The 22,473-nt window shown below is 69.8% G+C and carries 20 protein-coding genes and 1 pseudogene; 10 read left to right on the top strand and 11 right to left on the bottom strand.

The window, feature by feature from the left end; all coding sequences use genetic code 11:
* Nucleotides 1–31 precede the first annotated feature (31 nt).
* Nucleotides 32–652, bottom strand: coding sequence for a DUF4360 domain-containing protein (locus ABZX02_RS05700; RefSeq protein ID WP_355295177.1), 621 nt, complete (start codon nt 650–652; stop codon nt 32–34).
* Between the two features lie 328 nt (nt 653–980).
* Between ABZX02_RS05700 and ABZX02_RS05695 the strand changes: the two genes are divergently transcribed.
* Nucleotides 981–1,226, top strand: a complete 246-nt coding sequence (locus ABZX02_RS05695) for a mycoredoxin (RefSeq protein ID WP_090069138.1) — start codon at nt 981–983, stop codon at nt 1,224–1,226.
* 6 nt (nt 1,227–1,232) lie between these two features.
* On the opposite strand, the gene ABZX02_RS05690 is transcribed toward ABZX02_RS05695, so the two are convergent.
* The 5 genes from ABZX02_RS05690 to ABZX02_RS05670 all read right to left on the bottom strand — a co-directional run bounded on the left by ABZX02_RS05690 (nt 1,233) and on the right by ABZX02_RS05670 (nt 5,410).
* Nucleotides 1,233–1,721, bottom strand: a complete 489-nt coding sequence (locus ABZX02_RS05690; protein WP_355295174.1) for a DinB family protein — start codon at nt 1,719–1,721, stop codon at nt 1,233–1,235.
* A gap of 53 nt (nt 1,722–1,774) precedes the next feature.
* Nucleotides 1,775–2,800 (bottom strand): glycoside hydrolase family 19 protein, encoded by a 1,026-nt coding sequence (locus ABZX02_RS05685; RefSeq protein ID WP_355295173.1) that lies wholly within the window; start codon nt 2,798–2,800, stop codon nt 1,775–1,777.
* A gap of 169 nt (nt 2,801–2,969) precedes the next feature.
* Nucleotides 2,970–3,656, bottom strand: a complete 687-nt coding sequence (locus ABZX02_RS05680; RefSeq protein WP_355295171.1) for a chitinase — start codon at nt 3,654–3,656, stop codon at nt 2,970–2,972.
* A 118-nt stretch (nt 3,657–3,774) separates the two neighbouring features.
* On the bottom strand, nt 3,775–4,158 hold the full coding sequence (locus ABZX02_RS05675) for a VOC family protein (RefSeq protein WP_355295170.1): 384 nt from the start codon (nt 4,156–4,158) through the stop codon (nt 3,775–3,777).
* Nucleotides 4,159–4,198: 40 nt separating this feature from the next.
* Nucleotides 4,199–5,410: a BNR-4 repeat-containing protein gene (locus ABZX02_RS05670; protein WP_355295168.1), complete on the bottom strand. Its 1,212-nt coding sequence runs from the start codon at nt 5,408–5,410 to the stop codon at nt 4,199–4,201.
* Nucleotides 5,411–5,421: 11 nt separating this feature from the next.
* On the opposite strand from ABZX02_RS05670, the pseudogene ABZX02_RS05665 reads away from it, so the two are divergent.
* Nucleotides 5,422–7,776 (top strand): annotated as a pseudogene (locus tag ABZX02_RS05665) (GH92 family glycosyl hydrolase); the annotation flags it as partial.
* A gap of 793 nt (nt 7,777–8,569) precedes the next feature.
* Here ABZX02_RS05665 and ABZX02_RS05660 read toward each other — a convergent pair.
* The gene (locus ABZX02_RS05660; RefSeq protein ID WP_355295166.1) at nt 8,570–9,676 is read right to left on the bottom strand and encodes an acyltransferase; all 1,107 of its coding nucleotides are present in this window, start codon (nt 9,674–9,676) and stop codon (nt 8,570–8,572) included.
* A gap of 709 nt (nt 9,677–10,385) precedes the next feature.
* On the opposite strand from ABZX02_RS05660, the gene ABZX02_RS05655 reads away from it, so the two are divergent.
* Nucleotides 10,386–10,673 carry a hypothetical protein gene (locus tag ABZX02_RS05655; protein WP_355295164.1) on the top strand — a complete coding sequence of 96 codons (288 nt, stop codon included), beginning with the start codon at nt 10,386–10,388 and terminating at the stop codon, nt 10,671–10,673.
* On the opposite strand, the gene ABZX02_RS05650 is transcribed toward ABZX02_RS05655, so the two are convergent.
* Nucleotides 10,668–11,576, bottom strand: a complete 909-nt coding sequence (locus ABZX02_RS05650; protein WP_355295162.1) for an RluA family pseudouridine synthase — start codon at nt 11,574–11,576, stop codon at nt 10,668–10,670. The two genes, ABZX02_RS05655 and ABZX02_RS05650, sit on opposite strands and share 6 nt — an antisense overlap.
* 93 nt (nt 11,577–11,669) lie before the next feature.
* Here ABZX02_RS05650 and ABZX02_RS05645 point away from each other — a divergent pair, with 93 nt between their 5' ends.
* Nucleotides 11,670–12,533 (top strand): EamA family transporter, encoded by an 864-nt coding sequence (locus ABZX02_RS05645; RefSeq protein WP_355295160.1) that lies wholly within the window; start codon nt 11,670–11,672, stop codon nt 12,531–12,533.
* On the opposite strand, the gene ABZX02_RS05640 is transcribed toward ABZX02_RS05645, so the two are convergent.
* Entirely contained in the window at nt 12,436–13,323 is an 888-nt protein-coding gene (locus ABZX02_RS05640; RefSeq protein WP_355295158.1) for a LysR family transcriptional regulator, read from the bottom strand. The two genes, ABZX02_RS05645 and ABZX02_RS05640, sit on opposite strands and share 98 nt — an antisense overlap.
* Nucleotides 13,324–13,403: 80 nt before the next feature.
* Between ABZX02_RS05640 and ABZX02_RS05635 the strand changes: the two genes are divergently transcribed.
* Nucleotides 13,404–14,006 carry a hypothetical protein gene (locus ABZX02_RS05635; protein ID WP_355295157.1) on the top strand — a complete coding sequence of 201 codons (603 nt, stop codon included), beginning with the start codon at nt 13,404–13,406 and terminating at the stop codon, nt 14,004–14,006.
* Nucleotides 14,003–14,674 (top strand): fibronectin type III domain-containing protein, encoded by a 672-nt coding sequence (locus ABZX02_RS05630; protein ID WP_355295155.1) that lies wholly within the window; start codon nt 14,003–14,005, stop codon nt 14,672–14,674. The genes ABZX02_RS05635 and ABZX02_RS05630 overlap by 4 nt, the downstream gene beginning before the upstream one ends.
* A gap of 178 nt (nt 14,675–14,852) precedes the next feature.
* On the opposite strand, the gene ABZX02_RS05625 is transcribed toward ABZX02_RS05630, so the two are convergent.
* Entirely contained in the window at nt 14,853–15,506 is a 654-nt protein-coding gene (locus ABZX02_RS05625) for a hypothetical protein (protein WP_355295153.1), read from the bottom strand.
* 187 nt (nt 15,507–15,693) lie between these two features.
* Here ABZX02_RS05625 and ABZX02_RS05620 point away from each other — a divergent pair, with 187 nt between their 5' ends.
* Genes ABZX02_RS05620 through ABZX02_RS05605 form a run of 4 tightly spaced genes read left to right on the top strand, consistent with a single transcriptional unit; the run spans nt 15,694 to nt 21,948 of the window.
* Nucleotides 15,694–17,844: a hypothetical protein gene (locus ABZX02_RS05620; RefSeq protein WP_355295151.1), complete on the top strand. Its 2,151-nt coding sequence runs from the start codon at nt 15,694–15,696 to the stop codon at nt 17,842–17,844.
* Nucleotides 17,841–18,806: a MoxR family ATPase gene (locus tag ABZX02_RS05615; RefSeq protein WP_355295149.1), complete on the top strand. Its 966-nt coding sequence runs from the start codon at nt 17,841–17,843 to the stop codon at nt 18,804–18,806. The genes ABZX02_RS05620 and ABZX02_RS05615 overlap by 4 nt, the downstream gene beginning before the upstream one ends.
* Complete coding sequence (locus ABZX02_RS05610; protein ID WP_355295147.1) at nt 18,803–19,909, top strand: DUF58 domain-containing protein; 1,107 nt, start codon at nt 18,803–18,805, stop codon at nt 19,907–19,909. The genes ABZX02_RS05615 and ABZX02_RS05610 overlap by 4 nt, the downstream gene beginning before the upstream one ends.
* The gene (locus tag ABZX02_RS05605) at nt 19,906–21,948 is read left to right on the top strand and encodes a transglutaminase domain-containing protein (RefSeq protein ID WP_355295146.1); all 2,043 of its coding nucleotides are present in this window, start codon (nt 19,906–19,908) and stop codon (nt 21,946–21,948) included. Before ABZX02_RS05610 ends, ABZX02_RS05605 begins: the two co-directional genes overlap by 4 nt.
* Here ABZX02_RS05605 and ABZX02_RS05600 read toward each other — a convergent pair whose 3' ends face one another.
* The gene (locus tag ABZX02_RS05600; protein ID WP_355295144.1) at nt 21,949–22,407 is read right to left on the bottom strand and encodes a hypothetical protein; all 459 of its coding nucleotides are present in this window, start codon (nt 22,405–22,407) and stop codon (nt 21,949–21,951) included.
* Nucleotides 22,408–22,473 lie beyond the last annotated feature (66 nt).

Raw genomic sequence — 22,473 nt, 5'->3', positions numbered from 1 at the left:
GAATGAACGGGCGGCGGTTATCGGTGCCTCGTCAGCAGCGCTTCCAGGAGAACTGGTACTTCGTGCTCACGCTGCTGTCCGTGGAATCCATCGTCATGAAGCTGTTCGCCTTCGACGCGGTTCCCGCGTTCACGCGCAGTTCCGTGTTGATGTTCAGGTGCCGCACTTCTCCGCACGGGGCGTAGACGATTTCCGAGACGGTCGCGCGGTCGGTCGCCTGCCAGTTGTCGCTCTTCGGGCCGGTGAACGTGTGGGTGCGGCTCGCGCCCTGCGACATGCCCTGGAAGTAGTAGTTCCCTCTTTCCGTGCCTGTGGCCCCCTGCTGGAGGTTCGCGAAGCCGCGGTAGTCGGCCTGGGCGATGCCGAACGTGAAGCCCTGCGGGTAGCTCACCTTGATGTTGAGCTGGCAGTTCTTCCGGAAGTCGGTGGGGCCGGAGCCCTGGCCGGCCTGGGCGAGGTACTGGCTGTAGGTGACCGTGAACGCCGTGCGGTCGTCCGCGGCCGCGACGGCCGCGGTGCCGGCGGGACAGCCGGAACCGTTCACGGTGACGACGTCGATCGTCACGAAATCGGGAACATCGGGTGCTGCGTGCGCGGGCGCGGTGAGGATCGCGGACAACGCGAGGGCAGCAGCCGCCACCGTTTTCAGCATGGCCAGCCTTTCTTGTCATGACTTCGGTAGCGGCGGCGGAAATCCGACGATATCGGAAACCCTGCGTGGTGACGGGCCGCCGATCGGGTGACCCCATATTCCGGTAGTGCGCGCAGGAATGTACGACGAATTGCACGGCCGAAATCTTCGGACGCGCGCGAACCATGCTCACCCGCCGTGCGGAGAATTGACCTGACGATTGTCTGACGATCGCCGCGGACTGCGCCGGACGAGTGAGGGGCGCGTCTCCCCTGGCCCGGGAAGAAGCGCCCCTGGTGCGGCGTTCACACTGGTGACGTTGTCCGATCCTCGACGAGGAGTGCGCCTGATGGCTCCCGACCAGCTGACCGTCTACTCGACCTCGTGGTGCGGCTACTGCCGGATCCTGAAGAGCTCGCTCGACCGCGAAGGGATCGAGTACGTCGAGATCAACATCGAGGAGACGCCGGGCGCGGCCGACTTCGTGATGGAGGTCAACGGCGGCAACCGCACGGTGCCCACGGTCCACTTCCCGAACGGCGCGGCGCTGACGAACCCGTCGCTCGCGCAGGTGAAGGAGCAGCTGGCCGCCTGAGGGCGGTCACTCGTAGAGGTGCGCCGTGGTCGACTGACCGTCGAGCGACTCGCGGATGATGTCCGCGTGGCCCGCGTGCTGGGCGGTCTCCCGGATGAGGTGCAGCACGATCCGGCGGATCGACATCGGCTGCGGGTCCGGGTCCCAGGGGGCGCTGGGGAGTGGCACGAGCTTGTCGAGCGAAGCGGTGCGCAGGGCCTCGTCGGTCCGGCGCACCGCTTCGTCGTAGGAGGCGAGCAACTCGCCGAAGTCCCCACCCGTCCAGGTGTACTGGTCGAAGTCCAGCATGCCGGGCGGAGGGAGTGGCTGCTCGGTCAGGATGTGCGTCCAGCCGCGCTCACACCAGGTGAGGTGCTTGAGCAACCCACCCAGCGTGAGCGTGCTGACCGTCGTCCGCTTCACCGCGTCGGCCGGGGTGAGCCCCCGCACGGTGACGCGGAACGTCCTGCGCTGGTCGTTCAGTTCGTGCAGCAGATCGGTGAGCTCCATGGTCATGCAGTGAAGCTATGACCGAACTAGGACGACTCAAGTCCTAGTCAGGACGACCACTAGCAGTAGAGGTTCCCACCGGGGGTCACACCGATGACGCCGGTGATCCGGTTGTAGTTGTTGACGCGGCTCTGGACCTGCGCCGGGTTGCGGCCGTCGCACTCCAGGGAACCGTTGATGCTGCGGATCGTCTGGCCGAATCCGGCGCCGTTGACCATCGCGTCGTGCGCGGTCATCGAGCCGGGGCCGCGCTGCGTCATCCAGTACCAGATCGCCGTCCGCCACGCGGTGGTGGAGTTCTGCGCCACCTGGTACGGGTTCTGCAGCAGGTTCAGGCCGAGGTAGTCACCGGCGGCCTTGTAGTTGAAGTTCCACGACAGCTGGATCGGACCGCGGCCGTAGTAGGCGTAGGTGCCCGCCGGGCAGCCGTAGGGCTGGCTCTCGTCGCAGAGATCGTTGTTCTTGTTGATCTCTTCGATGTAGACGAAGTTGCCCGTCTCGTGCGCGGTGTTCGCGAGGAACGCCGCGACCTCCTGCTTCTTCACCGTGTCGCTGCCGGACGTGCCGAACGCGGGGATGGTGCGTGCCGCGTCGACGAAGCCCTGGTAGGTGTAGAAGCTGTTGCGACCGGAGAACAAGCTGTTGAACTGGGACTCGCTGATGGGGAAGCCACCGCCGCCTCCGCCGCCACCACCGCAGTTGTGCGGCTCCCAGAACCAGGTCGAGATGGTCGGGTCGTAACCGGGGTTGTCGTGCTCGGCGATGTAGTAGGAACCGTTGTAGCGCACGATGTTGCCGGTGTAGTACTGCCGTCCGGCGACCCAGTCGGTGGCGCTGGTGCAGGTGCCGCCGCCGCCACCTCCACCACCGCCGTCACAGCTCGTCGGCTCCCAGTACCAGGTGGAGACCGTCGGGCTGTAGCCCGGGTTGTCGTGCTCGGCGACGTAGTAGTTGCCTTCGAATCTCACGATCGAGCCGGCGGTGTACCACGCGCCCTGAACCCAGTCCGTGAAGGTGCAGGCCTGCGCGGACACTTCTGCCTGTGAGGACGCGGTCGGTGCGATGACGGCCAGCGAAGCCGCCATCACACCTGCCGCGAGAGACGCCAAGATGCGTTTTTTCAGCAAGGTCACCCACTCCTGGAGTCTTGGTGCATCCGAGGAATCAAGGATGTGAACAGTGCTGAGGTTGGCACCAGTGGTCCAGACCAGTCAAGGGTCTAGACCTTTTTCGCCACTCGCAGTATTGCGCGGACTAGCAGTACAGGTTGGATCCTGTTGCGACGCCGATGATCCCGGTGAAGGAGCGGTACTTCGAGACGCGGCTCTCGACCGTGCCGGGGTTGCGGCCGTCGCACTCCAGGGAACCGTTGATGCTGCGGATCGTCTGGCCGAAGCCGCGCGAGTTGACCATCGCGTTGTGCGGGGTCATGGTGCCGGGACCGTTCTGCGTCATCCAGTACCAGATCGCGGTCCGCCACGAGATGGTGGCGTTGGTGGCGACCAGTTCCGGGTTGCCCAGGAGGTTCTGGCCGAGGTAGTCGCCCGCCGCCTTGTAGTTGAAGTTCCACGACAGCTGGATCGGGCCGCGGCCGTAGTACTTCTGGGGTGAGGGGCAGCCGTAGGGCTTGGTCTCGTCGCAGTAGTCGCCGTTCTGGTTGATCTCGCGGATGTAGTACAGGCCGCCGGTCTCGTGCGAGACGTTGGCGAGGAACGCCGCGAGCTCCTGCTTCTTCACCGTGTCGCTGCCCTGGTTCGCGAACGAACCGAACGTCGCCATCGCGTTCTTCAGGCCGGCGTAGGTGTAGAAGCTGTTGCGGGACGGGAACATGCGGTTGAACTGGGCTTCGGTGACGATGAAGGGCGCCGCCGTCGCCGGCTGAACGAGCGTGAAGACGCCGATCAACGCGACGAACAGGGCGGCGGCGCGGGTCCTGAGCATGGGACCAACTCCTCGGAGTGTCAGGGCGGCCACTGCGTGTTACCGCTCTCACGGTGGCAGGCCGGGTACTCCGAGCACAAGAGGTGGTCTATACCTTTTAGGTACGTGAACCGGTTCGTCAGCTGCCGGACCCGTACGGGCGGGTGATGATCTCGAGCGCGTGCCCGTCCGGGTCGTCCCAGTAGACGCCGCGGCCGCCATCGTTGCGGTTGATCTGTCCCGGCTGGCTGTGGAACGGGTCGGCCCAGTAGTCGAGGCCGCGCTCCTGGATGCGGCCGAAGATCTGGTCGAACTCCTCCTCGGACACCAGGAACGCGTAGTGCTGGCCCGTGATGGGGCCGGTGGCGGTCATGTAATCGAGGGAGACGCCGTTCGCGACCTCGACGACGAGGAACGGGCCGTAGCGCACCGGGTCCGGCAGGCCGAGCAGCTCGGTGAGGAAGCGGGCGGAGTGGTCCTGGTCGCTGACGTGGACGATGGTGTGGTTGAGCTGTACGGGCATGACACCTGCTTACTCCAGGTGTCATGCCCACGCACGGGTATTACGCCCTGATCGAGAACACCGGCCACGCACCGGTGTGGGTGGACTTGCGGGTCTCGTAGTCGATCGTGTTGGCGATGAGGTCGCTCGGCCGGTTCTCCACGAAGTTCGCGTAGAACGTCGTGTCGGCGCCACCCGAGTACGGCACCGCCAGGTCGCGCTTGGTGGTCGCGCTCCCACCTGGCGTCCACGACTTCACCAGCAGCCGCCGGCGATCCGCGCTCGCGTAGGAGAAGTCGACGCCGCTCCCGGTCGCCACCAGGTCCTTGAACAACGACGTCGACGTGTCGACCGTCGTGGAGGTCCAGGTGCCATCGGCGAACCGCGAGAGCACGATCCGCGCACTGGTGCTGGTGTGCACGCCGTAACCGAGCACGAGCGAGCCGTCCGCCAGCGGCACGGTCACCGGGTTCTCCTCCGGCAGGGTCTTGTCGGCGGGCAGGTCCGTCGGGTTCGTCGTGACCACACGCGCCTTGTCGGTGTCGGACGAGTCGATCACCGTGCCGAGCGACGCGCCGCCGACCGTGAACAGGTTCCCGGACGCCATGTCGAGGTACGCCACGTAGATGTTCTTGCCACCCCCGTTGTGGCCCTTGGGTCCGCCGTGCAGCGACCAGGTGAGGTAGACGCGGCCGTCGCGGTGCGTCACGCCGAACGCGTACACCTCGGCGTACCGGTCGGCGGTGCGGCCCGAGTCGATGACCGTGCGCGGCGCGGACCACGTGCGGCCGTTGTCCGTCGACTTGATCATCTTGTACGTGCGGTACGGGTGGGACAGGTCCGTGTTGTGGCTGTAGAACAGGTGGATCGTGGCCCCGGTGACGATCGGCTCCGGGTAGGTGTTGCGGTCGGTGCTGATCGTCCGCGCGGTCCACGTGCCGGTGATCGACCGCGGCGTGGGCGCGGTGTAGAGCTGCATCGACGTGGTGTGCGTGGCGCGGAAGACCGCGAGCCGGCCGTCGCCGAGCTGCGTGAGCACCGGGTAGTCGTGGTAGGCGTTGTCGTGCGTCAGGTTCAGCGCGGCCACCCTGACCGCCGCCGACCAGCTGCCCGCGGCGTGGTCGAACGCCTTGACGTAGATGTCGTGCCGGGTCCCCGAGTACGTCACGAACGTCTTGTTCACCGTCGCGTCGTACACCCCCGCGCCGTTGGTGCGCAGGCACCCGTAGACGCTCGCCGTGGTGACCGTGTCGAGGGCCGGTGCGGCCTGCACCGGTTGACAAAATGCGACAAGAATCAGCAACACCGCGCCAAAAACGCGCATCGCCGACCTCCGATGGGTGTCGGGGCGGCGACGATCGGACAATACTGCCTTCCATGCGGAGACTGGTTGTAGTCGGACTGTTACTGGGCTTAACAGTTCCTGCCCAGGCGGCACGGGCGCAGGAAGATCCATCGTCGTTGGTGAACCCCTTCGTGGGGACGCAGAACTTCGGCAACACCTTCCCGGGCGCCTCGGTGCCGTTCGGAATGGTGCAGGTCAGCCCCGACACCGGGGGTCAGGGCGGGTACGACTACAAGGCGAACTCCATCTACGGGTTCTCGCAGACCCACCTGTCGGGCGTGGGCTGCGGCGTCATGGGCGAGCTGCCGGTGATGCCGACGGTCGGGTCCGTTGACAACGTTGACTTCAACGCTTACAAGTCCGAGTTCAGCCATTCGGACGAAGCCGCGCAGCCGGGCTACTACCGCGTCGGGCTGTCCCGGTACGGCGTGAACGCCGAGCTCACGGCGACGCAGCGCACCGGGTGGCAGCGCTACACGTTCCCGTCGAGCGGCGCGGCCAACGTCCTGTTCAACACCGGCCGGTCGAACCAGACGGTGCTGGACTCGGAGATCCACGTCGTCGGCGACCGGACGATCGAGGGCCGGGTGCGCAACGGCCGGTTCTGCGCGGGCAAGGACGAGCACACCGTGTACTTCACGGCGACGTTCGACCGCCCGTTCGCATCCTTCGGCGCGTGGCGGGGGAGCGTTCCCACGCCGGGGGTCCGCGACGCCGCCGGCACGGGCGGGAACGGCGCCTGGGTCACGTTCGACGCGACCGCCGACCGCGATGTCGTGCTGAAGCTCGGCCTGTCCTACACCGGCATCGAGGGCGCTCGGAAGAACCTCGCGGCGGAGGCTCCCTCCTTCGACTTCGACGGTGTCGTCGCGGGCGCGAAGGACGTCTGGCGCAAGCAGCTGGACGCCGTGAAGATCTCCGGCGGCACGAGGGACCGGCAGGTCGCCTTCTACACCGCGCTCTACCACTCGGTGCTGCACCCGAACCTCGCCGGCGACGTCGACGGGAAGTACACGGGCTTCGACGGGAAGGTGCGCACGGCGTCGGGCTACACGCCGTACCAGAACTTCTCGCTGTGGGACACGTACCGGCCGCAGAACCAGTTGCTGCAGATCCTGGAGCCGAAGGTCGCCCGGGACGTCGCACTGTCCGTCGTGGCCAGTGGGCGTGACGGCGGGTGGTTGCCGCGCTGGGCGCTGGCGTCGTCCGAGACCAACATCATGACCGGCGACCCGGTCACGCCGTTCCTCGTCGAGGCCTGGTCCAAGGGGCTGCTGAAGGGCTACGAGGACGAGACGTACCAGCTCCTGCGCGCCAACGCGACGTCGTTGCCGCCCGCCGACTCGCCGTACAACGGGCGGTCGGGTGTCACCTACTACGCGGACCGCGGCTACATCCCGTCCGGCCTGGAGCTCGGCAAGGACTGCGCGCACAAGGGCGGCGACAACGACTGCGTGCACCCGGCGTCCGCGACGCTCGAGTACTCGGCGGCCGACGCCTCGCTCGCGCTGATGGCCAAGGGCCTCGGCAAGAAGGCCGACGCGCGGATGTTCGCGGACCGCGGCCAGTGGTACCGCAACCTGTGGGACGCCTCGATCGGCCAGTTCCGCCCGCGCACCGCCGCCGGCACGTGGCTCGCGCCGTACAACCCGGTCGACGCCGCGCACCAGTTCCACGAGGGCGGCGCCTACCAGTACCAGTGGCTCGTGCCGCAGGACCCGGCCGGACTGGTGTCGCTGATGGGCGGGCGCAAGGAGACGGAGAAGCGGCTCGACTCGTTCTTCGTGTACGACAAGCTGCTCCTGGACCCGGCGGGCACGGCGAAGCGCGACTGGATCACCGAGCCGTACGACTACTACGGCAAGCCCACCTACAACCCGAACAACGAGCCCGACCTGCTGGCGCCGTACATGTACCTGTGGGCGGGCACGCCGTCGAAGACCGCGACGGTCGTGCGGGCGGCGATGACGTTGTTCACCACCGGTCCGGACGGCATGACGGGCAACGACGACCTGGGCACGATGTCGGCCTGGTACGTCTTCTCGTCACTCGGCATCTATCCGACGTTCAACGGGGCGGACTTCCTCGCGCTGTCCTCACCGCAGTTCGAGTCCGCGACCGTCCGAATCGGACAGTACGGCTCGCAGGGCGGCACGCTCACCGTGTCCGCCAAGGGTGTCTCGGACACCAACCGGTACATCAAGAGCGTGTCGTTCGGTGGTCGTGACGTCCGCAAGACCTGGCTGTCGTGGTCGTCGTTGCAGCGCGGGGGGAAGCTGACGCACGAGGTGTCGTCGAAGCCGTCGTCGTGGGGCACCGGACGCGGGGACGAACCGCCGTCGCTCAACGACGGCAAGGAAGACTTGCGCCGGGCGCTCTCGGCGTCGTTGCGCAGCAACGAGATCGTCGTGCCGACGTCGGAGTCCGAGCAGTCGCTGACACTGCAGCTCGACGTGCTGGCGCAGTCGCCCGGCGCGACGACGGTGCGTCCCGTCGTCACCGCTCCGGCCGGCTGGAAGGTGAGCGGCGCCAAGCCGTTCGTCATCGTGTCGCGGCACCTGGCGACGCAGAAGACCGTGCCGGTGACGCTGTCGGTGCCCGCGGGCACGGCGCCGGGGTCGTACGAGGTCGCCGTGCAGGTCGAGTCGGTGGCGCTGAAGGCCGTCGTCGAGGTGAAGCAGGCGGCGCTGTGCGCGTTCTCGACGTGCTCGATCGACGTGACGCCGGAGCTCAACCACGACGGCACCGCCACGGTGGCCGACTCCGCGTCCGGCAACTTCGACGGCGGCGGCTGGAGCTACGACGCCGCGCTGCTGCCGCCCGCCGGACCCGTGACGTGGGGCGGCATCACCTACCAGGCGCCCGACCCCACCGGCACGAAGCCGAACTTCGTGGAGGCACGCGGCCAGGGGCTCCTGCTGCCCAGCGGCCAGTTCTCGTGGCTGCACGTCGTCGGCTCGTCGCACAACGGGCCGGTGTCCGCCGCCTTCACCGTCTGGTACACCGACGGCACCTCGGCCGAGGTCTCCGCGTCGGTGCCGGACTGGGCGGGCGGCGGCCCGACCGTGCTGGAGATGCCGCACCGCATCAAGGCAGGACAGGGCGTGGACGGTCCGCCGGTGAGGCTGTTCGGCCAGTCGCTGCGGCTCGACGCGGCGAAGACGGTCCGGTCGGTGACGCTGCCGGACGACCCGCGAGTGGAGCTGTACGCGCTGACCCTGGCGTGATCCGCGCTGGTCGGGGTGCCCCCTTGACGAACCTCTCGGCGGGCACCTCGACCAGCCGGTACAGCAGCCAGGCCGCGACCATCGACACCACGAACATCCCGAGCGCCGCGAGCACCGGGAACGCGTGCACGTCCAGGAGCTTCTCGCTCACCCGGATGACGATCTGGTGGACCATGTAGAACGCGAACGACACGGTCCCCAGCCACACCATCCACTTCGAGCGCCACGGCGACCACGCGCCGGTGAGGTCGGCGACCGCGGCCGCCGGGATCAGCAGCGCCAGCGGGATGACCGTGCCCGCCACGTACGGAAACGACGCCGGCAGGTACCAGGAGCCGAGGTAGGCGACGACGAACAGCGCGCTCGCCGGCCAGAGCCCGAAGCCGATCCACTTCCCCTGCTGGACCACCCGGGCCATCGCCATGCCGAGGACGAACTCCAGCGCGCGCACCGGCGGGAAGACGAAGACGAACCAGTATTCGAGGTGTCCCGGCATTGACAGTGCAATGGCCGGAACTGTCAAAATCGCGATCACCGCGCCACTTGCCACCAGCCACGGCCTGTGCATCCGCCACTTGATCAGAAATGGGAAAGCCAGGTAGAACGCCAATTCGCAGGACAACGACCACGCGGGCGTGTTGAGACCGAAGTAGACGCTTTCGCCCGGAACCCACGCCTGCGTCAGCGTCAGGTTCGCGAGCGCGGCCGCCGGGCTCGCGGCACCGGCCGCGACGAGCACGACGAGCCAGGTCGCGAGGTGGTTGGGGAAGATCTTCGCGGCCCGCCTGCGCCAGACGGTGACCGGTTTGGTGTCCATTTTCGCGGACCACGTGAGCACGAATCCGGACAGGATGAAGAAGAAGCTGACACCGGTCGCGCCCTGGCGGAACGGCACGTCCAGGTACGGCCACAGACCGGCCGCGTTGATGTGGAATCCGAACACGACGAACGCGGCGATGAATCGCATGCCGGTGAGCGACGGTAATCGCTCCAGCTTCGTTTCCTGGTTCTGCACGACCGTGGACTCGCGTGGATATTGTCTGTTGTTACAGAATTCTCCCCGGCTGTGGAATAGTCGATCTCATGGAGCGACTCCCCAGCGGTGTCCGGACTCGGGTGTGGGCGGACGGCGACCGGATCGTCAAGCAGGTGGTCGAGGATCGGGAGGCGTTCGAGCGGGAGCTGACGGCCCTGCGGCTCGCCGGAGACGGGTGTCGTCCCGCGCGTGCCGGAGGTCGACCGGGAGAGCAGGACCGTGGTGCTCGAACGGCTGCGCTCCGAGGCCGTTCGGGAGGGCTGGGTGATCGTTTCGCCGGCGGACACGGCCCCGCCCTCCCTGGGGGCTGACCACCAGGGGAGCGCCGGGCTGACTTTAGCGCCGGCAGGGCCGCGTCAAGGTGCCGTTCGGCGATCTGTGCACAGGTCGGGGGTGGAGGGCGCGCCGAGGCCGAGTTGTCCACAGGTCGCCGGGAAGCCCTCTTGACAGCTCGGCGATTCGACTACGCTGTTTCTTGGTGGTCAGCCCCCGTGGAGGGCGGGGTCGTCGCTGCGGCGCGATCCCGACATCGGGCGTGCCGAGGTCGTCCACCTCCGCATCGGGTTCTCGCCTGCGTGACCGTCTCGGAGACGCCGAGCGAGCTGAGGCGGGCCGCGGAACAGGCCTGCTTCAAGGAATCGTGCTTCGCGCACCACTCGAAGAGACGTCGCGGTGGTTCGTGGACGGCGACGCACTGGTGCAGCGCGCCGACCGCGACGGCACCGACCACCTCGCCAGGGTCGTCGGCGAGGACTGGTTCTGGTACAGCACGACGGCACGCGGCCGGCTGATGTTCCGCGCGGCCGTGGTGGCGACGTTCACCGAGACCCACCCCGAGACGAGCGCGCTGGCGCGGCGGTTGCTGGACCGGATGAACCGGGCCTGGGAGCCGCAGTCGATCGACGCCCGCCGCACGCACGTCTCATGACCAGGCGGACAACTCCAGCTTCGAGGTGAACGACCGCTCGACCCCCGACACCGGGTCCACGAAGGACAGATCGCGGGCCAGCAACTGCAGCGGCGAAGAGAAGTCGTCGAGCGGACGCTCCCGCAGCACCGGGTAGAAGTCGTCGTTCACGATCGGCACGCCGAGCCCGGACATGTGCAGCCGCAGCTGGTGCGTCCGCCCGGTCACCGGCTTCAGCCGGTACCGCCCCAGCCCGTCGCGGTGCTCCACGAGCGACACGTGCGTCTCGGCGTTCGGTTCGCCGTCGGTCTCGAACGCGGTGATGATCCCGCGCTCCTTGATGATCCGCGACCGCACCACGCGCGGCAGCTCCAGCGCGGGGTCGTACGGCGCGATCGCCTCGTACTCCTTGTGCACCAGGCGATCGCGGAACATCGTCTGGTACTTGCCGCGCAGCTCGCGGCGCACCACGAACAGCACCAGCCCGGCCGTGACGCGGTCCAGCCGGTGCGCGGGGGAGAGGTCGGGCAGGCCCAGCGAGTCGCGCAGCTTCACGAGCGCCGTCTGCATGATGTGCTGGCCGCGCGGGATCGTCGCGAGGAAGTGCGGCTTGTCGGCCACCACGATGTCCTCGTCCTGGTGGACCACCCCGACCTCGAACGGCACGGGCACCTCCACCGGCAGGTCGCGGTGGAACCAGATGTAGGAGTCCGGCACGAACGGCGTGTCGGCGCCCAGCGGTCCGGAGACGCCCCAGATCCGGTCCTCGGCCAGCATCTCGTCGATGCGCTCGGCGGCCACGCGCGGCAGGCGGTCCACGAGGTGGTCGCGCAACGACGCCCACGTGCCCTCGGAGGGCAGCTTCAGCCGGGCCGCGTCCAGGCCGGCCCGCTGGGGGAGGGGGGAGGAGGGTTTGCGTCTCATCGCACCGGTCAGTCTAAATGGTCGGGAAAACCGAACAGTATCGCTTGCAAACATTCGCTGTACCGAATGGACCGCGCGACCGAGACTGGGCGCATGGCGGTTTTCCTGGTCCTCGGCTCGGTCGTCTCACTGCAGTTCGGCGCGGCGTTCGCGAACCGGCTCTTCGGCGACATCGGGGCTCCGGGCGCCACGGCGCTGCGGCTCGGGATCGCGGCGCTGATGCTCGTGGTGATCGCCCGGCCGAAGTTCCGCCAGGAGACGATCGTGCTCGGGCTGACGCTCGCGGGCATGAACGGCACCTTCTACCTCGCGCTCGAACGCATCCCGCTGGGCGTGGCGGTGACGATCGAGTTCCTCGGGCCGCTCGGGCTCGCGGCCGTGCTGAGCAAGCGCGCCAGGGACTTCGTGTGGGTCGGGCTCGCCCTCGTCGGTGTCGTCGTGCTGGGCGTGCGCGAGTACACCGGCGCGAAGCTCGACCTCATCGGCGTGGCGCTCGCGTTGTTCGCGGCCGTGTTCTGGGCCTGTTACGTGCTCGCGGGGCGCAAGGTCGCGACCGCGGGACTCGGTGTCGGGGGCCTCTCGGGCGCGAGCCTGATCGCGGCGGCGCTCACCCTGCCGTACGGTCTCGCGGCGGCCGGCGGCACCCTGTTCGAGCCCCGGATCCTGCTGCTCGGCACGCTCGTGGCCCTGCTCGCGTCCGCGATCCCGTACGCGCTGGAGATCAAGGCGCTCAAGTCGCTCGAGGCCAGCACGTTCGGCGTGGTGCTCGCCCTCGAACCGGCGGCCGCCGCGCTCGCCGGGGCGTTGCTGCTCGGCCAGCACCTGAGCGTGATCTCGTTGTGCGGCATGGCACTGGTGATCACGGCGGGGGTCGGAGCGGCGCTACGGAAAGCGCCAGCGCCTCGCGAAACGCCCGCACGGCCGGATGCTGACCTCGTCCTGCCCGTGCCGCAGTGAACAGCAGCCGGGACATCGGCACCGGCAGCTCGTGCAGGTCCACGGTGATCTCGCGGTCGTACCAGACGAGGTCGGGCAGCAGCGCGACCGCGAGACCCCGTTCCACGAACCGCAGCTTCACCAGCACGTCGGTCGACGAGGAGCGCACGTCGGGCTCGTAACCCTGGTGGCGGCACCAGTGCACGTTGAACGTCCGCTGCGGGAACCCGTCGGGCTCCATGATCCACGGGTGCGTGCCCACCTCGGAGAGCGGCAGTCCACGCGGGACGGCCAACCGGATCGGGTCCCGGACCAGTTCCCGGTACTCGAGACCGGTGAACCGCGCCTCCGGCTGGTCCGGCCACTCCTCCACGAAGACGAGGTCGAAGTCCCTGGCGTTCAACGCGGAAAGCGCTTCCGCGGGGTCGAGCACCTGGAACTCGATCCGCAGGGACGGGTGCTCGTCGCGCATCCGCGCGAGCGTGGCCGGGATCAGCGCCAGCGCCGCGGTCTGGAACGTCGCGACCCGCAGCGTGCCGGTGATCTCGTGCAACGACGCCGCGACCTCGGACTCGGCCTGGTCCAGCCGGGCGAGGACCTCCTCGGTGTGCCGCACCAGAATTTCGGCCTGCGGCGTGAGCTTGACACGCCGCCCGACCGGTTCCAGCAACGGCACGCCGACCTCGTTCTCCAGCAACGACAGCTGCTGCGACACCGACGAGGGGCTGTAGTTCAACGCCTGCGCGACGGCGGCGAGCGTCCCCCTCCGGGAAAGTTCGCGGAGCAGTCGCAGACGGTGGAGGTCGAACATCCGATCATTATCCGATACAGTCCCGCTACCGCCCCCTGAGAAAACGTGCTGTCCTCAGCACGCTTTGAGGAGGTATCGGGATGTCCAAACGACTCCGCATCGTCGCGGGGATCGCGATGGCAACCGGTCTGCTCGTGTCGGTCGCCCCGGCACAGGCCCAGGTTGAAACCGGTCCGTGGACCAGCTACTCGCCGTCGTTCACCGTCCAGGAACGCGGCTGCGGCACCGTCAGCAACCTGACGTTCCAGCTCACCTGCTCCACCGCGAGCGGTGACCAGCGTGCCGAGCGGCGTTACGCCACTTACACCGGCGGCACGCGCCAGTTCGAGGGGAGCTTCCGGATCACGAGTCTCGGCGGCACCCGCATCAGTCTCAAGCAGACGTTCCGGGAAGCTCCCAGCGCCGGACCGTTCTGGATGCTCGCCGTGGAACGCGGCGGCCGGCTCTACGCCGTGCACGGGGGCGCCACCATCGCCACCGGTGCGACCGTGGGAGCCACTGTTCGCGTGAACACCGTGCACAACACGGCCACCGAACACCGCACGTACATCAACGGCTCGCGTGCGCACACCTACGCGAGCTCGGGTACGAGCTTCTACGACAAGTTCGGCGCGTACCGGACGTCCAGTGGCCAGGGCCCCGCCACGGTCACCTGGAGCAACATCCGGTTCTGGCGCAAGTGATCCGACGCTCGGCGCTAGTTCTCCTGCTGTTCCTGGCTGCCTGCGGCCAGGAACAGCAGGACCCCGTGCTGACGTCCGAGCTGACCTCGCCCGTGGACGTGACGCTGCACTGGCGTCCCGAGGCGGGGTCGGCCGGGCAGGTCGTCGAGTACGCGAACACGCGCGACGGCGAGTACACGATCCTGGAGTTCAGCCCCCCGGCCAGGAACTCCTACCGGCACCCGGACCTGATCCCGGAAACCGAGTTCTACTACCGGGTCCGGCCCTACACGGGACCCGCGTCGGCCACCGTGGACGTCGCACTGCCCCCGGGCGACGAGGTGCCGGAGATCGAGGGGCCGGACTGGACCGCGCCCGTCAAAGCGGGCGGCGGCAAGGCGCCGGTGACCTCACCCGAGGCGGCGGCGACCGAGCTGAAGGCGGAGGTGAAGCACGCCAACGGGATCCTGTTCACCTGGCAGGACCGGGCGGGCGACGAGGACGGGTACCTGGTCGAGGTCAAGCCCGCGGGCGCGGCCGACTACCGCGTCGCCGTGCAGCTCGACCCGGACACCACCTCGTACGGGGTGATCACACTTCCAGACGAGAAAACCGCGACCTACCGGGTGCGGGCGTTCCGGTTCGGGGCGGCGTCGAACCTGACGCACCAGACGACGGGGAAGGTCTGAGCGCCTGTCTGGCACTCCACGCGCTCGCGGCGAGAAGCATCGCCGCGAGCGCGTAGGGCCAGATCGCCCGTTCGGTGACGGCCAGCGCGACGTTGATCGCGGCCAGCAGCCCGAACACGCTGGTCAGGAGCCACCAGGTCAGTTGGTCGTCGCGCAGGTCAGCTGTCATTCGGGTGGGCTACCCGTTGTCGACGGCCTTCACACCTTCTTCTTCGTCTTTTTCTTCCTTCTTCTCGCCGCGGCGGCGCATGAAGCCGAAACCGGGGATGCCGAGGATCGCCTGGCGCATGTCGCTCGTGACCTCGAGCAGCTGGTGCACCTCGGGGCCGACCTTGTCGAGGGTCGCGAGGATCGGCAGGATGTCGCTGGTCAGGTGCTCGGTCAGCACCGGCAGCTCGTCCACGAGCTTGATCGCCGCCTCGACCTCGTGCGGCGAGAGTTCCTCCACGAACCGCTGCGCGAGCGGCTGGGCCTGCTTCGCGAGCGGGCCGTAGATGCCGATCAGCTCGTCGGCGGTGTCCGCGGTGTGGCCCGCGGTCGTGACGACCTGGCCGGCCCGTTCCGCGACGTCGCTCGCGCTGGCCGTGATCGCGCGGACCTCGACGACGGCCTTCTCCGCGTCCGTCACGACGTTCGCCGTCCGGTCGACCAGGTCGCCCGCCCGAGCGACGATGCCGTCGACGGCGTCGATCGTGCCGTTGACCTTGCGGACGAGCTGTTCGACCTCGCCGATGAGGCTCAGCACGCGAGCCGGGACCGCCGCGACGGCCACCGTCGTGTCGAGTGCGGTGTTGAGCGCTTGCTTGGCAAGTCCCATGCCGGGGATCTCCATGCGTCCACTCTGCCTTATGCGTTGATCTTTTTGGGGGAGCGCCATTCGTTTTTCGAAACTGCCGGGCCCTGCCATCCGAATCGCCGATGCCTTCCTGTTGGCTGACCGGGCGAACCGGGAACCGGGCGCGGTCCGAAGTTGTCAGAGTCCAGGGTTAGCATCGCCGGCGGGCGAGGGAGGGCGCGCTATGTCGAGGTGGCACCGGGTCAGACGCATTATCTCCGGTGGAGGGCGGGAGTCGGCGAGTTTCGTCGCGGCGCTGCTCGGTGTGCTGGTGCTCGCGGGCGCCGCGCTCGGCCAGGGCATCTCCCGGACGTCGGTCGCGGTGTCGGACGGGCTCACCTGGCTGGGCGACGACCAGCGTGGCGAGGTCGTGCAGATCAACCCCGGCTCCGGCAAGCCGCAGACGCGCCTGCAGATCAGCGGCCCCGACTCGCAGCTCGAGATCGCGCAGGAGGACGGCCGGCTGATCGTCCTGAACCGGCGCACCGGCGAGATCACCGTCATCGACCTGGCCACGCTGCTCGCCTCCGGCCGCCGGCAGGCGCCCCCCGGTGCGACGAGCAAGGTGCTGGTGTCCAACGGGATGGTCTACGTCGTCGACCGCGCCTCGGGCACCGTGCACACCGCCGACCCGCTGACCCTGGCCGACGTCGGGCAGACGTGGCAGGCGGGCCAGCCGCTCGCGGACGCCGTCGTGGACGAGCAGGGCGTGCTGTGGCTCGTCGACCACGGCGGCACGTTGCGCGCGCTCGACTGGTCCTACGACGACGAGAGGTTCCAGGAGCGCTCGCAGCGCCAGATCACCGGCGCCGGGCCGCGCACCGTGCTCGTGCCGCACGACCAGGGCGTCACGCTCATCGGTCTCGACGGCGGTGTCGTCGTGCGCGACGGCACGGGCGAGGACGTCGACTCCTCCACCGACCGCTCCGACGCCGAGGTGATCGCCGCCCAGTCCTCGCCGCTCGACCTGGTGCCCGCGTCGGTGCCGTCGTCGTCGGTCGTCGTGCTGGTCGTCGGCCGCGAGGTGCTGCGCGTCGACGTCGGCGCGATGGGGTGCCCGAAGCCGGGCCGCCCCGCGGTGTTCCGCGACAAGGTCTACGTGCCCTGCAAGGGTTCCGGCAAGGTCATCATCCTCGACCGCGGTGGCAGCCGCGGCGGCGACGACGTCCGCACGTCCGGTGGCGCCGACCCCGAGCTCGTGTTCGACGACGGCCGGTTGTTCGTCAACGTGCCGGGCTCGTCCACGGGCGTGCTGGTCGACCCGGACGGCGCGACGCGCTCGCTCACGATCCGCAGCCCCGAGCTCCCGGTGAAGGACCCGGACCGCTCGCCGCCGCCGTCCGTGCCGCCGCCCCCGCCGCCGAACCCGAACGAGCCGACCAAGCCGCCGCGAAACCCCGGCAACGGCACCAACAACGGACCGACCACGGAGGTCTCCACCCCGCCGACGACGACCACGGCCCCGCCCTCCGCGGGGGGCACCGCTCCGGCCGCGCCCGCGGGCGTGTCGGTGCGCGAGAAGTCGCGCAACGCCTCGGCTCTCGTGGTGACGGTGAGCTGGAACGCGGCCACGTCGGCGGATCCGGTCGTCGGCTACACCGTGGCGGGCTCCGGCTCGTTCTCCGGTGGCTCGGTCTCGGCGCAGACGGCCGGCACCTCCGCGGACCTGTCCGTGCCGTGCGCCGGGTCCACGTTCTGCAGCGGTGGCCGGCTCGACGTGACGGTGCGCGCCTCGACGGCCTCGGCCGCCGGTGCCGCGGGCATGGCCGCGTTCACGGTGACGCCGCCGCCGAACAACCCGCCCCCGAACAACCCCCCGCCGGTGACGACGACGACCACGCCGCCTCCGCCGCCCCCGCCCGTGACGACGACGACCACGCCGCCGCCCCCACCGCCACCGCCGCCGTCGCTGCCCACCGCGGGCGCCACGGTGATCACCGGCATCACCGGCGGACGGCTGGTGCAGCGCCGCACGGTCAGCATGGCGCCGCCCGCCGACTGGGCAAGCCACAACGGCCGCTGCGAGGTCGTGAACAAGACCTACGGGTACGCCGTCGGCATCGCGTGCACCGCGACGACGGCGACGATCGACCTGGAGGAGGGCAGCAACGCGATCGTGGTGCGGGCCTACGCGGCCTCCGGCGCCGGTCAGGTCGACTCGGCGGCGCGCAACGCGTTCTTCACCTACGACGAGTGCGCGGGCAAGCCGAACTGCATCCCGAAGATGGCGCCGGCCGGCGTGGAGACCGCGCCGATGGGCCTGGGCGGGCTCGGACTGCTGGCCTGTGCGTTCCTGCTGCGCATCGGTGTTCGTCGTGGAGATGAGGACAAGTGATCGACACCGGTGAGGTTTCCGCCTTCCGCGACCTGCACACCCGCCTGGGCGACGCGGTCGAGAGCGCGGTGCGCGGCAAGCGCGACGTGGTCGACCTGGTGCTGGTGGCGATGTTCGCGGGCGGCCACGTGCTGCTCGAGGACGTCCCCGGCACCGGCAAGACGACGCTCGCGCGGGCCGTCGCGGGCGCGCTCGGCGGGGTGTCGCGGCGCGTGCAGTTCACGCCGGACCTGCTGCCGTCCGACGTCACGGGCACGTCCGTCTACGACCCGCAGACCGGGCAGATCCGGTTCCGGCCGGGCCCGGTGTTCGCGAACATCGTGCTGGCCGACGAGATCAACCGCGCGGCGGCCAAGACGCAGTCGGCGCTGCTCGAGGTGATGGAGGAGCGCACGGTCACGATCGACGGCGTCGGGCACGCGGTGCCCGACCCGTTCCTCGTGGTGGCGACGCAGAACCCGATCGACCTCGACGGCACGTACCGGCTGCCCGAGGCGCAGCTCGACCGCTTCATGCTGCGCACCTCGATCGGCTACCCGTCCGTCGAGGACGAGCTCGACGTGCTGCGCCCCGGCAGCGGCGCGGGCCGGATCGCCGACGTGCGCACGGTGACGTCGCCGCGCGAGGTCAGCGCGTTCAGCGGCCGGTTGGCGCTGCTGCACGTGGCCGACCCGATCCTGCAGTACATCTCCGCGCTGGGCACCGGCACGCGGACCGACGAACGGCTGCGGCTCGGCACCTCGACGCGAGGCCTGCGCACGCTCGTGCGGTGCGCCCAGGTGTACGCGGCGTCCAAGGGCCGGCACTTCGTGGTGCCGCAGGACGTCCAGGACATCGCCGACCCCGTTCTCGCGCACCGCCTGGTGCTGACGCGGGAAAGCGTGCTGGCGGGCGTGACGACGTCCGAGGTGCTGGCCGACGTGCTCTCGCGCGTGGCCGTGCCCAAGCCCGCGACGCAATGAGACTCACCGTGCGCGGCACCGGGGCAGCGGTGCTGGGCCTGCTGATGCTCGGGGTAGGCCTGTGGTGGCGCTACGCGGGCATGGCGGCGTTCGGGCTGGCGCTGGTCGCCCTGGTCGTCGCCTCGATCGTCTCCGTGCTGGTCGCGTCACCGCTGACGGTGTCCCGCACGGTCCGCCCGCGCACCGTGCCGCGGCTCGCGCGCTGCAACGGCCGCCTGGAGCTGTCCGCGACCGGGCGCTGGCCGGTCGCGCTGGACGCCGTGGACGTGGTGGCGGGCACCGCGGTGGACGTGGACGTGCCCCTGCTGAAGCCCGGCACGGTCGAGTCCGTCTCCTACACCATCCCGACCGAACGCCGCGGTGTCTTCGACGTGGGGCCGCTGACGTTGCGCCGCAAGGGGTTGGCCGGGCTCGCCCAGGCGCGCACCGTGCTCGGCGAGGTCGTCCAGGTGCGGGTGATCCCGCGCGTGCTGCCGGTGCGGGGCCTGCCGTCGGGAGCCCGCCGGGGCCAGATCGGCGCCGACGAACGGGTCGAGCGCGGCGGCACGGACCTGGTGGGGCTGCGCGAGTACGTGCCGGGCGACGACCTGAGGCGCCTGCACTGGGCGACGTCCGCCCGCACCGGCACGCTGATGATCCGCGAGGACGCCGACCCGGCCCGCCCGCACCTGGCCGTGCTGCTGGACGACAGCGCGTCCTCCTACACCGAGGCGCAACGCTTCGAGGAGGCCGTCGAGGTCGCGGCGTCCCTCGTCACCTCGGCCCTGGAGCAAGGCCATCCGGTGCGGCTGCTGACGTCGTCCGGGAGCATCGACATCGAGGAGCAGCAGGACTCCGCGCCGATCCTGTCCGCGCTCGCCGACCTGGAGCTGCAGGACGTGGACGGCCGCCCGACCGTGCCGGTGCGCGACCTCGACGTGGTGGCCGTGATCAGCGGGAGGTCCGTGCCGGCGCTGGTGCTGGAGGCCGGCCGGGCGGCGTTCGGCGTGCTGCTCGTGGTCGACGAGCAGCGACCGGTCTCGGCCGCGGGCTCGGTGCTGGTGGTCAGCGGCGCACGCGCCGAGGACCTGGTGGACTCGTGGAACGCGGTGGTGGCGCGATGACGGCGACCGTGGACACCAAGGCGGGGCGCGGCACCTCGCTGCTCAAGCTCGGCTGGGCCTGCGCCCTCGTGCTCGTCGGCGCGCTCCAGCTCTCCCAGGCCTGGGACGGCGCGTCCGTCTACTTCGGACTCGCGGCGTTCGCCGGGCTGGCCGCCCTGCCGCTGAAACGCGTCGTCCCGGCGGGCCTCGCCGCACTGGCCGTCATGGTCCTCGCGATGACCGGTGGCTTCTTCCTGGCCCGCGGCGCCTCGCCGGACCGCGACCCGACGTGGGTCCTGCTCGACACGGTGCCGCGCCTGCTCACCGCGGCCCGGCCCGCGCCCGCCACCCCCGAGCTCCTCGTTCCCGGTCTGCTGCTCATCATCGGCGTCTCCACCGGCGCGGTGCTGTCGGTGAGCAAGCGCGGCACGGCCCTGTTCGTCCCGGCGCTCGGCGCCGCGGCGCTGTACGTGTCGGCCGCGCTGCTCACCACTGGTCGTTCCGACAAGTACGGACTCGTCGCGTTGACGATGGTCGTGCTGCTCTCGCTGGGCTGGCTGATCATCGACCGGCGCGGGCCCGTCGTACCGCCCGCGGTGCTCGCCACGGCGCTGGCCGCGCTCACGTTGCTGACGTTCGTGTTGCCCGCCAACGGGTTCGAGCCCCGCAAGCTCGTCACGCCGCCGGTCACGAACATCGCGATCTCGAACCCGCTGCCGCAGCTCGCGGCGTGGGCGGCGCAGGGCGACGCGGAGCTGTTCCGGATGCGCGGGCCCGAGGTGCCGGTGCGGCTCGTGACGCTGAGCCGGTACTCGGGTGCCTCGTGGGAGGCGGCGTCGACGTACGGGCCGCTCGGCGTGGTCGACCCGCCGGACCTGCCCACCGGGGGCAAGTTCTCCGACGCCAGTGCGGAGCTTCGAATCACCGGGCTGCAGGGGGAGTGGCTGCCGGGCGTCGGCAAGCCGCAGTCGGTGTCGTTGAGCAACGCCATGGTGGATCCCGACACCGGGTCGCTCGTCGTGGCCGACGGGCTGAGGACGGGACTGAGCTACACGGTCCGCGGCCTGGTCGAGACCCCGGCGGACGCCGACCTCGCCGAGGCGCAGGTGCCCGCCGACGCGACGAAGTACACGGCGTTGCCGAGACTGCCGTTCACGCTGTCCGACTACGCGCGCCAGGCCACGCAGAACGCGCGCACGCCGTACGAGAAGGCCGTTGCGCTGGAACAGGTCGTGCGGCTCAACCGCCGGCCGGACGCCGAGGCGCCGGTCGGGTCGTCCTACGCGCGGCTGGAGACGTTCCTGTTCGGCGCCGCGGGCGAGTCCGGCGCCGGCGCGGGCACGGCCGAGCAGTTCGCGTCGGCCTATGCGGTGCTCGCCCGCGCGGTCGGGTTGCCGACGCGGGTCGTGGTCGGGTTCCAGCCGGTGCCCGAGGAGAACGGCGAACGGATCGTGCGCGCCGCGGACGCCACCGCCTGGCCGGAGGTCTACTTCAGCGGCTGGGGCTGGGTCGCGTTCGATCCCGTGTCCGGCAACGGAAGCGGGCCGAGCGCCGCCTCGAAGCGCGAGGTGCTGAACCGGCTCGCGTCCACCACCGCGAAGCCCGCGCCGACCTCGCTCGCGTCGGTGCCGCCGCTGGTGCAGCCGACCGCGGTGCAGGGCGACCAGGTCGCCGCTCCCCAGGCACCGAAGGGTTTCCCGCTCTGGGTGTTCACGCCGCTCGTCCTGCTCGTGGCGCTCTACGTCGCGCGCACGTCGCGGCGCGTCCGGCTCCGCGCGGCGGGTCCGGTCGGGGCGTGGAACGAGGTGCTCGACGCGCTGCAGCTCGCCGGGCTCAAACCAAGGCCCAGCCGCACCGTGCCGGACGTCGCGCGCGACTGGGGCGAAGCGGGCGCACGGCTCGCCACGATGGTCGACCAGGCGGCGTTCGCGCCGCGGCCGGAGCGCCAGGAGAACAGCTGGCAGTTGGCCCGGCAGGTGAAGAAAGCGGTGCGGCGCAAGGCTTCCTGGTGGCGCAGGCTCATCTGGGCGGTCGACCCGCGGCCGTTGTTCCGCCGCTGATCAGCGCACCACCTGGGCGGGGATGCAGTTGCGGCCCGTGACCTTGAGCAGCGCCTCGCACAGCGACGGCGCCGTGTCCGACGGGAACGGGCCGATCCAGATGAACTGCGTGAACCGGGTGTCCTCCGGGACGATGACCGGGCAGACGTCGTCGCGTCTGCTCAGGAACGCGCTTTGGCCGCGCAGCGCGGGATTCGCGTTCTCCCGGTACTTCACCCAGAGCGACTCGTAGTCCAGCAACACCCGGACCTCCGACTCCGGCATCGCCCCTTCGAGCGAGTGCAGGACGAGGACGGACGAACCGGGATCGCAGGGCATGTCGGAGTATTCGAGCTGATCGGGCACAGCGGGCGACGTCGGTGAGGCGCCGGTGTCCTCGGGGAACCGGGACTGCAGGCCGCCACCGATCAGCACGCCGATCCCGATCCCGACGACGAGCGGGACGGCCGCCCACAGCACGATTGTTCGGCGCTTTCGTCCACGAGCGAACATCGGTGGGCCGGCATAACGAGCGCTCTGCACCGG

The sequence above is a fragment of the Lentzea sp. NPDC003310 genome, from assembly GCF_040610935.1.
Taxonomy (GTDB): domain Bacteria; phylum Actinomycetota; class Actinomycetes; order Mycobacteriales; family Pseudonocardiaceae; genus Lentzea.
Note: the sequence above shows the minus strand (reverse complement) of the source record. Positions and strands in the feature narration are given on the sequence as shown.

What these genes read in the sequence shown, in the direction of transcription:
- ABZX02_RS05700 (WP_355295177.1), bottom strand. Translation starts at nt 652, where the DNA reads ATGCTGAAAACGGTGGCGGCTGCTGCCCTCGCGTTGTCCGCGATCCTC.
- ABZX02_RS05660 (WP_355295166.1), bottom strand. Translation starts at nt 9,676, where the DNA reads ATGCGATTCATCGCCGCGTTCGTCGTGTTCGGATTCCACATCAACGCG.
- ABZX02_RS05610 (WP_355295147.1), top strand. Translation starts at nt 18,803, where the DNA reads ATGAGACTCACCGTGCGCGGCACCGGGGCAGCGGTGCTGGGCCTGCTG.
- ABZX02_RS05605 (WP_355295146.1), top strand. Translation starts at nt 19,906, where the DNA reads ATGACGGCGACCGTGGACACCAAGGCGGGGCGCGGCACCTCGCTGCTC.
- ABZX02_RS05685 (WP_355295173.1), bottom strand. Translation starts at nt 2,800, where the DNA reads ATGGCGGCTTCGCTGGCCGTCATCGCACCGACCGCGTCCTCACAGGCA.
- ABZX02_RS05650 (WP_355295162.1), bottom strand. Translation starts at nt 11,576, where the DNA reads ATGAGACGCAAACCCTCCTCCCCCCTCCCCCAGCGGGCCGGCCTGGAC.
- ABZX02_RS05680 (WP_355295171.1), bottom strand. Translation starts at nt 3,656, where the DNA reads ATGCTCAGGACCCGCGCCGCCGCCCTGTTCGTCGCGTTGATCGGCGTC.
- ABZX02_RS05695 (WP_090069138.1), top strand. Translation starts at nt 981, where the DNA reads ATGGCTCCCGACCAGCTGACCGTCTACTCGACCTCGTGGTGCGGCTAC.
- ABZX02_RS05640 (WP_355295158.1), bottom strand. Translation starts at nt 13,323, where the DNA reads ATGTTCGACCTCCACCGTCTGCGACTGCTCCGCGAACTTTCCCGGAGG.
- ABZX02_RS05620 (WP_355295151.1), top strand. Translation starts at nt 15,694, where the DNA reads ATGTCGAGGTGGCACCGGGTCAGACGCATTATCTCCGGTGGAGGGCGG.
- ABZX02_RS05690 (WP_355295174.1), bottom strand. Translation starts at nt 1,721, where the DNA reads ATGACCATGGAGCTCACCGATCTGCTGCACGAACTGAACGACCAGCGC.
- ABZX02_RS05675 (WP_355295170.1), bottom strand. Translation starts at nt 4,158, where the DNA reads ATGCCCGTACAGCTCAACCACACCATCGTCCACGTCAGCGACCAGGAC.
- ABZX02_RS05645 (WP_355295160.1), top strand. Translation starts at nt 11,670, where the DNA reads ATGGCGGTTTTCCTGGTCCTCGGCTCGGTCGTCTCACTGCAGTTCGGC.
- ABZX02_RS05625 (WP_355295153.1), bottom strand. Translation starts at nt 15,506, where the DNA reads ATGGAGATCCCCGGCATGGGACTTGCCAAGCAAGCGCTCAACACCGCA.
- ABZX02_RS05635 (WP_355295157.1), top strand. Translation starts at nt 13,404, where the DNA reads ATGTCCAAACGACTCCGCATCGTCGCGGGGATCGCGATGGCAACCGGT.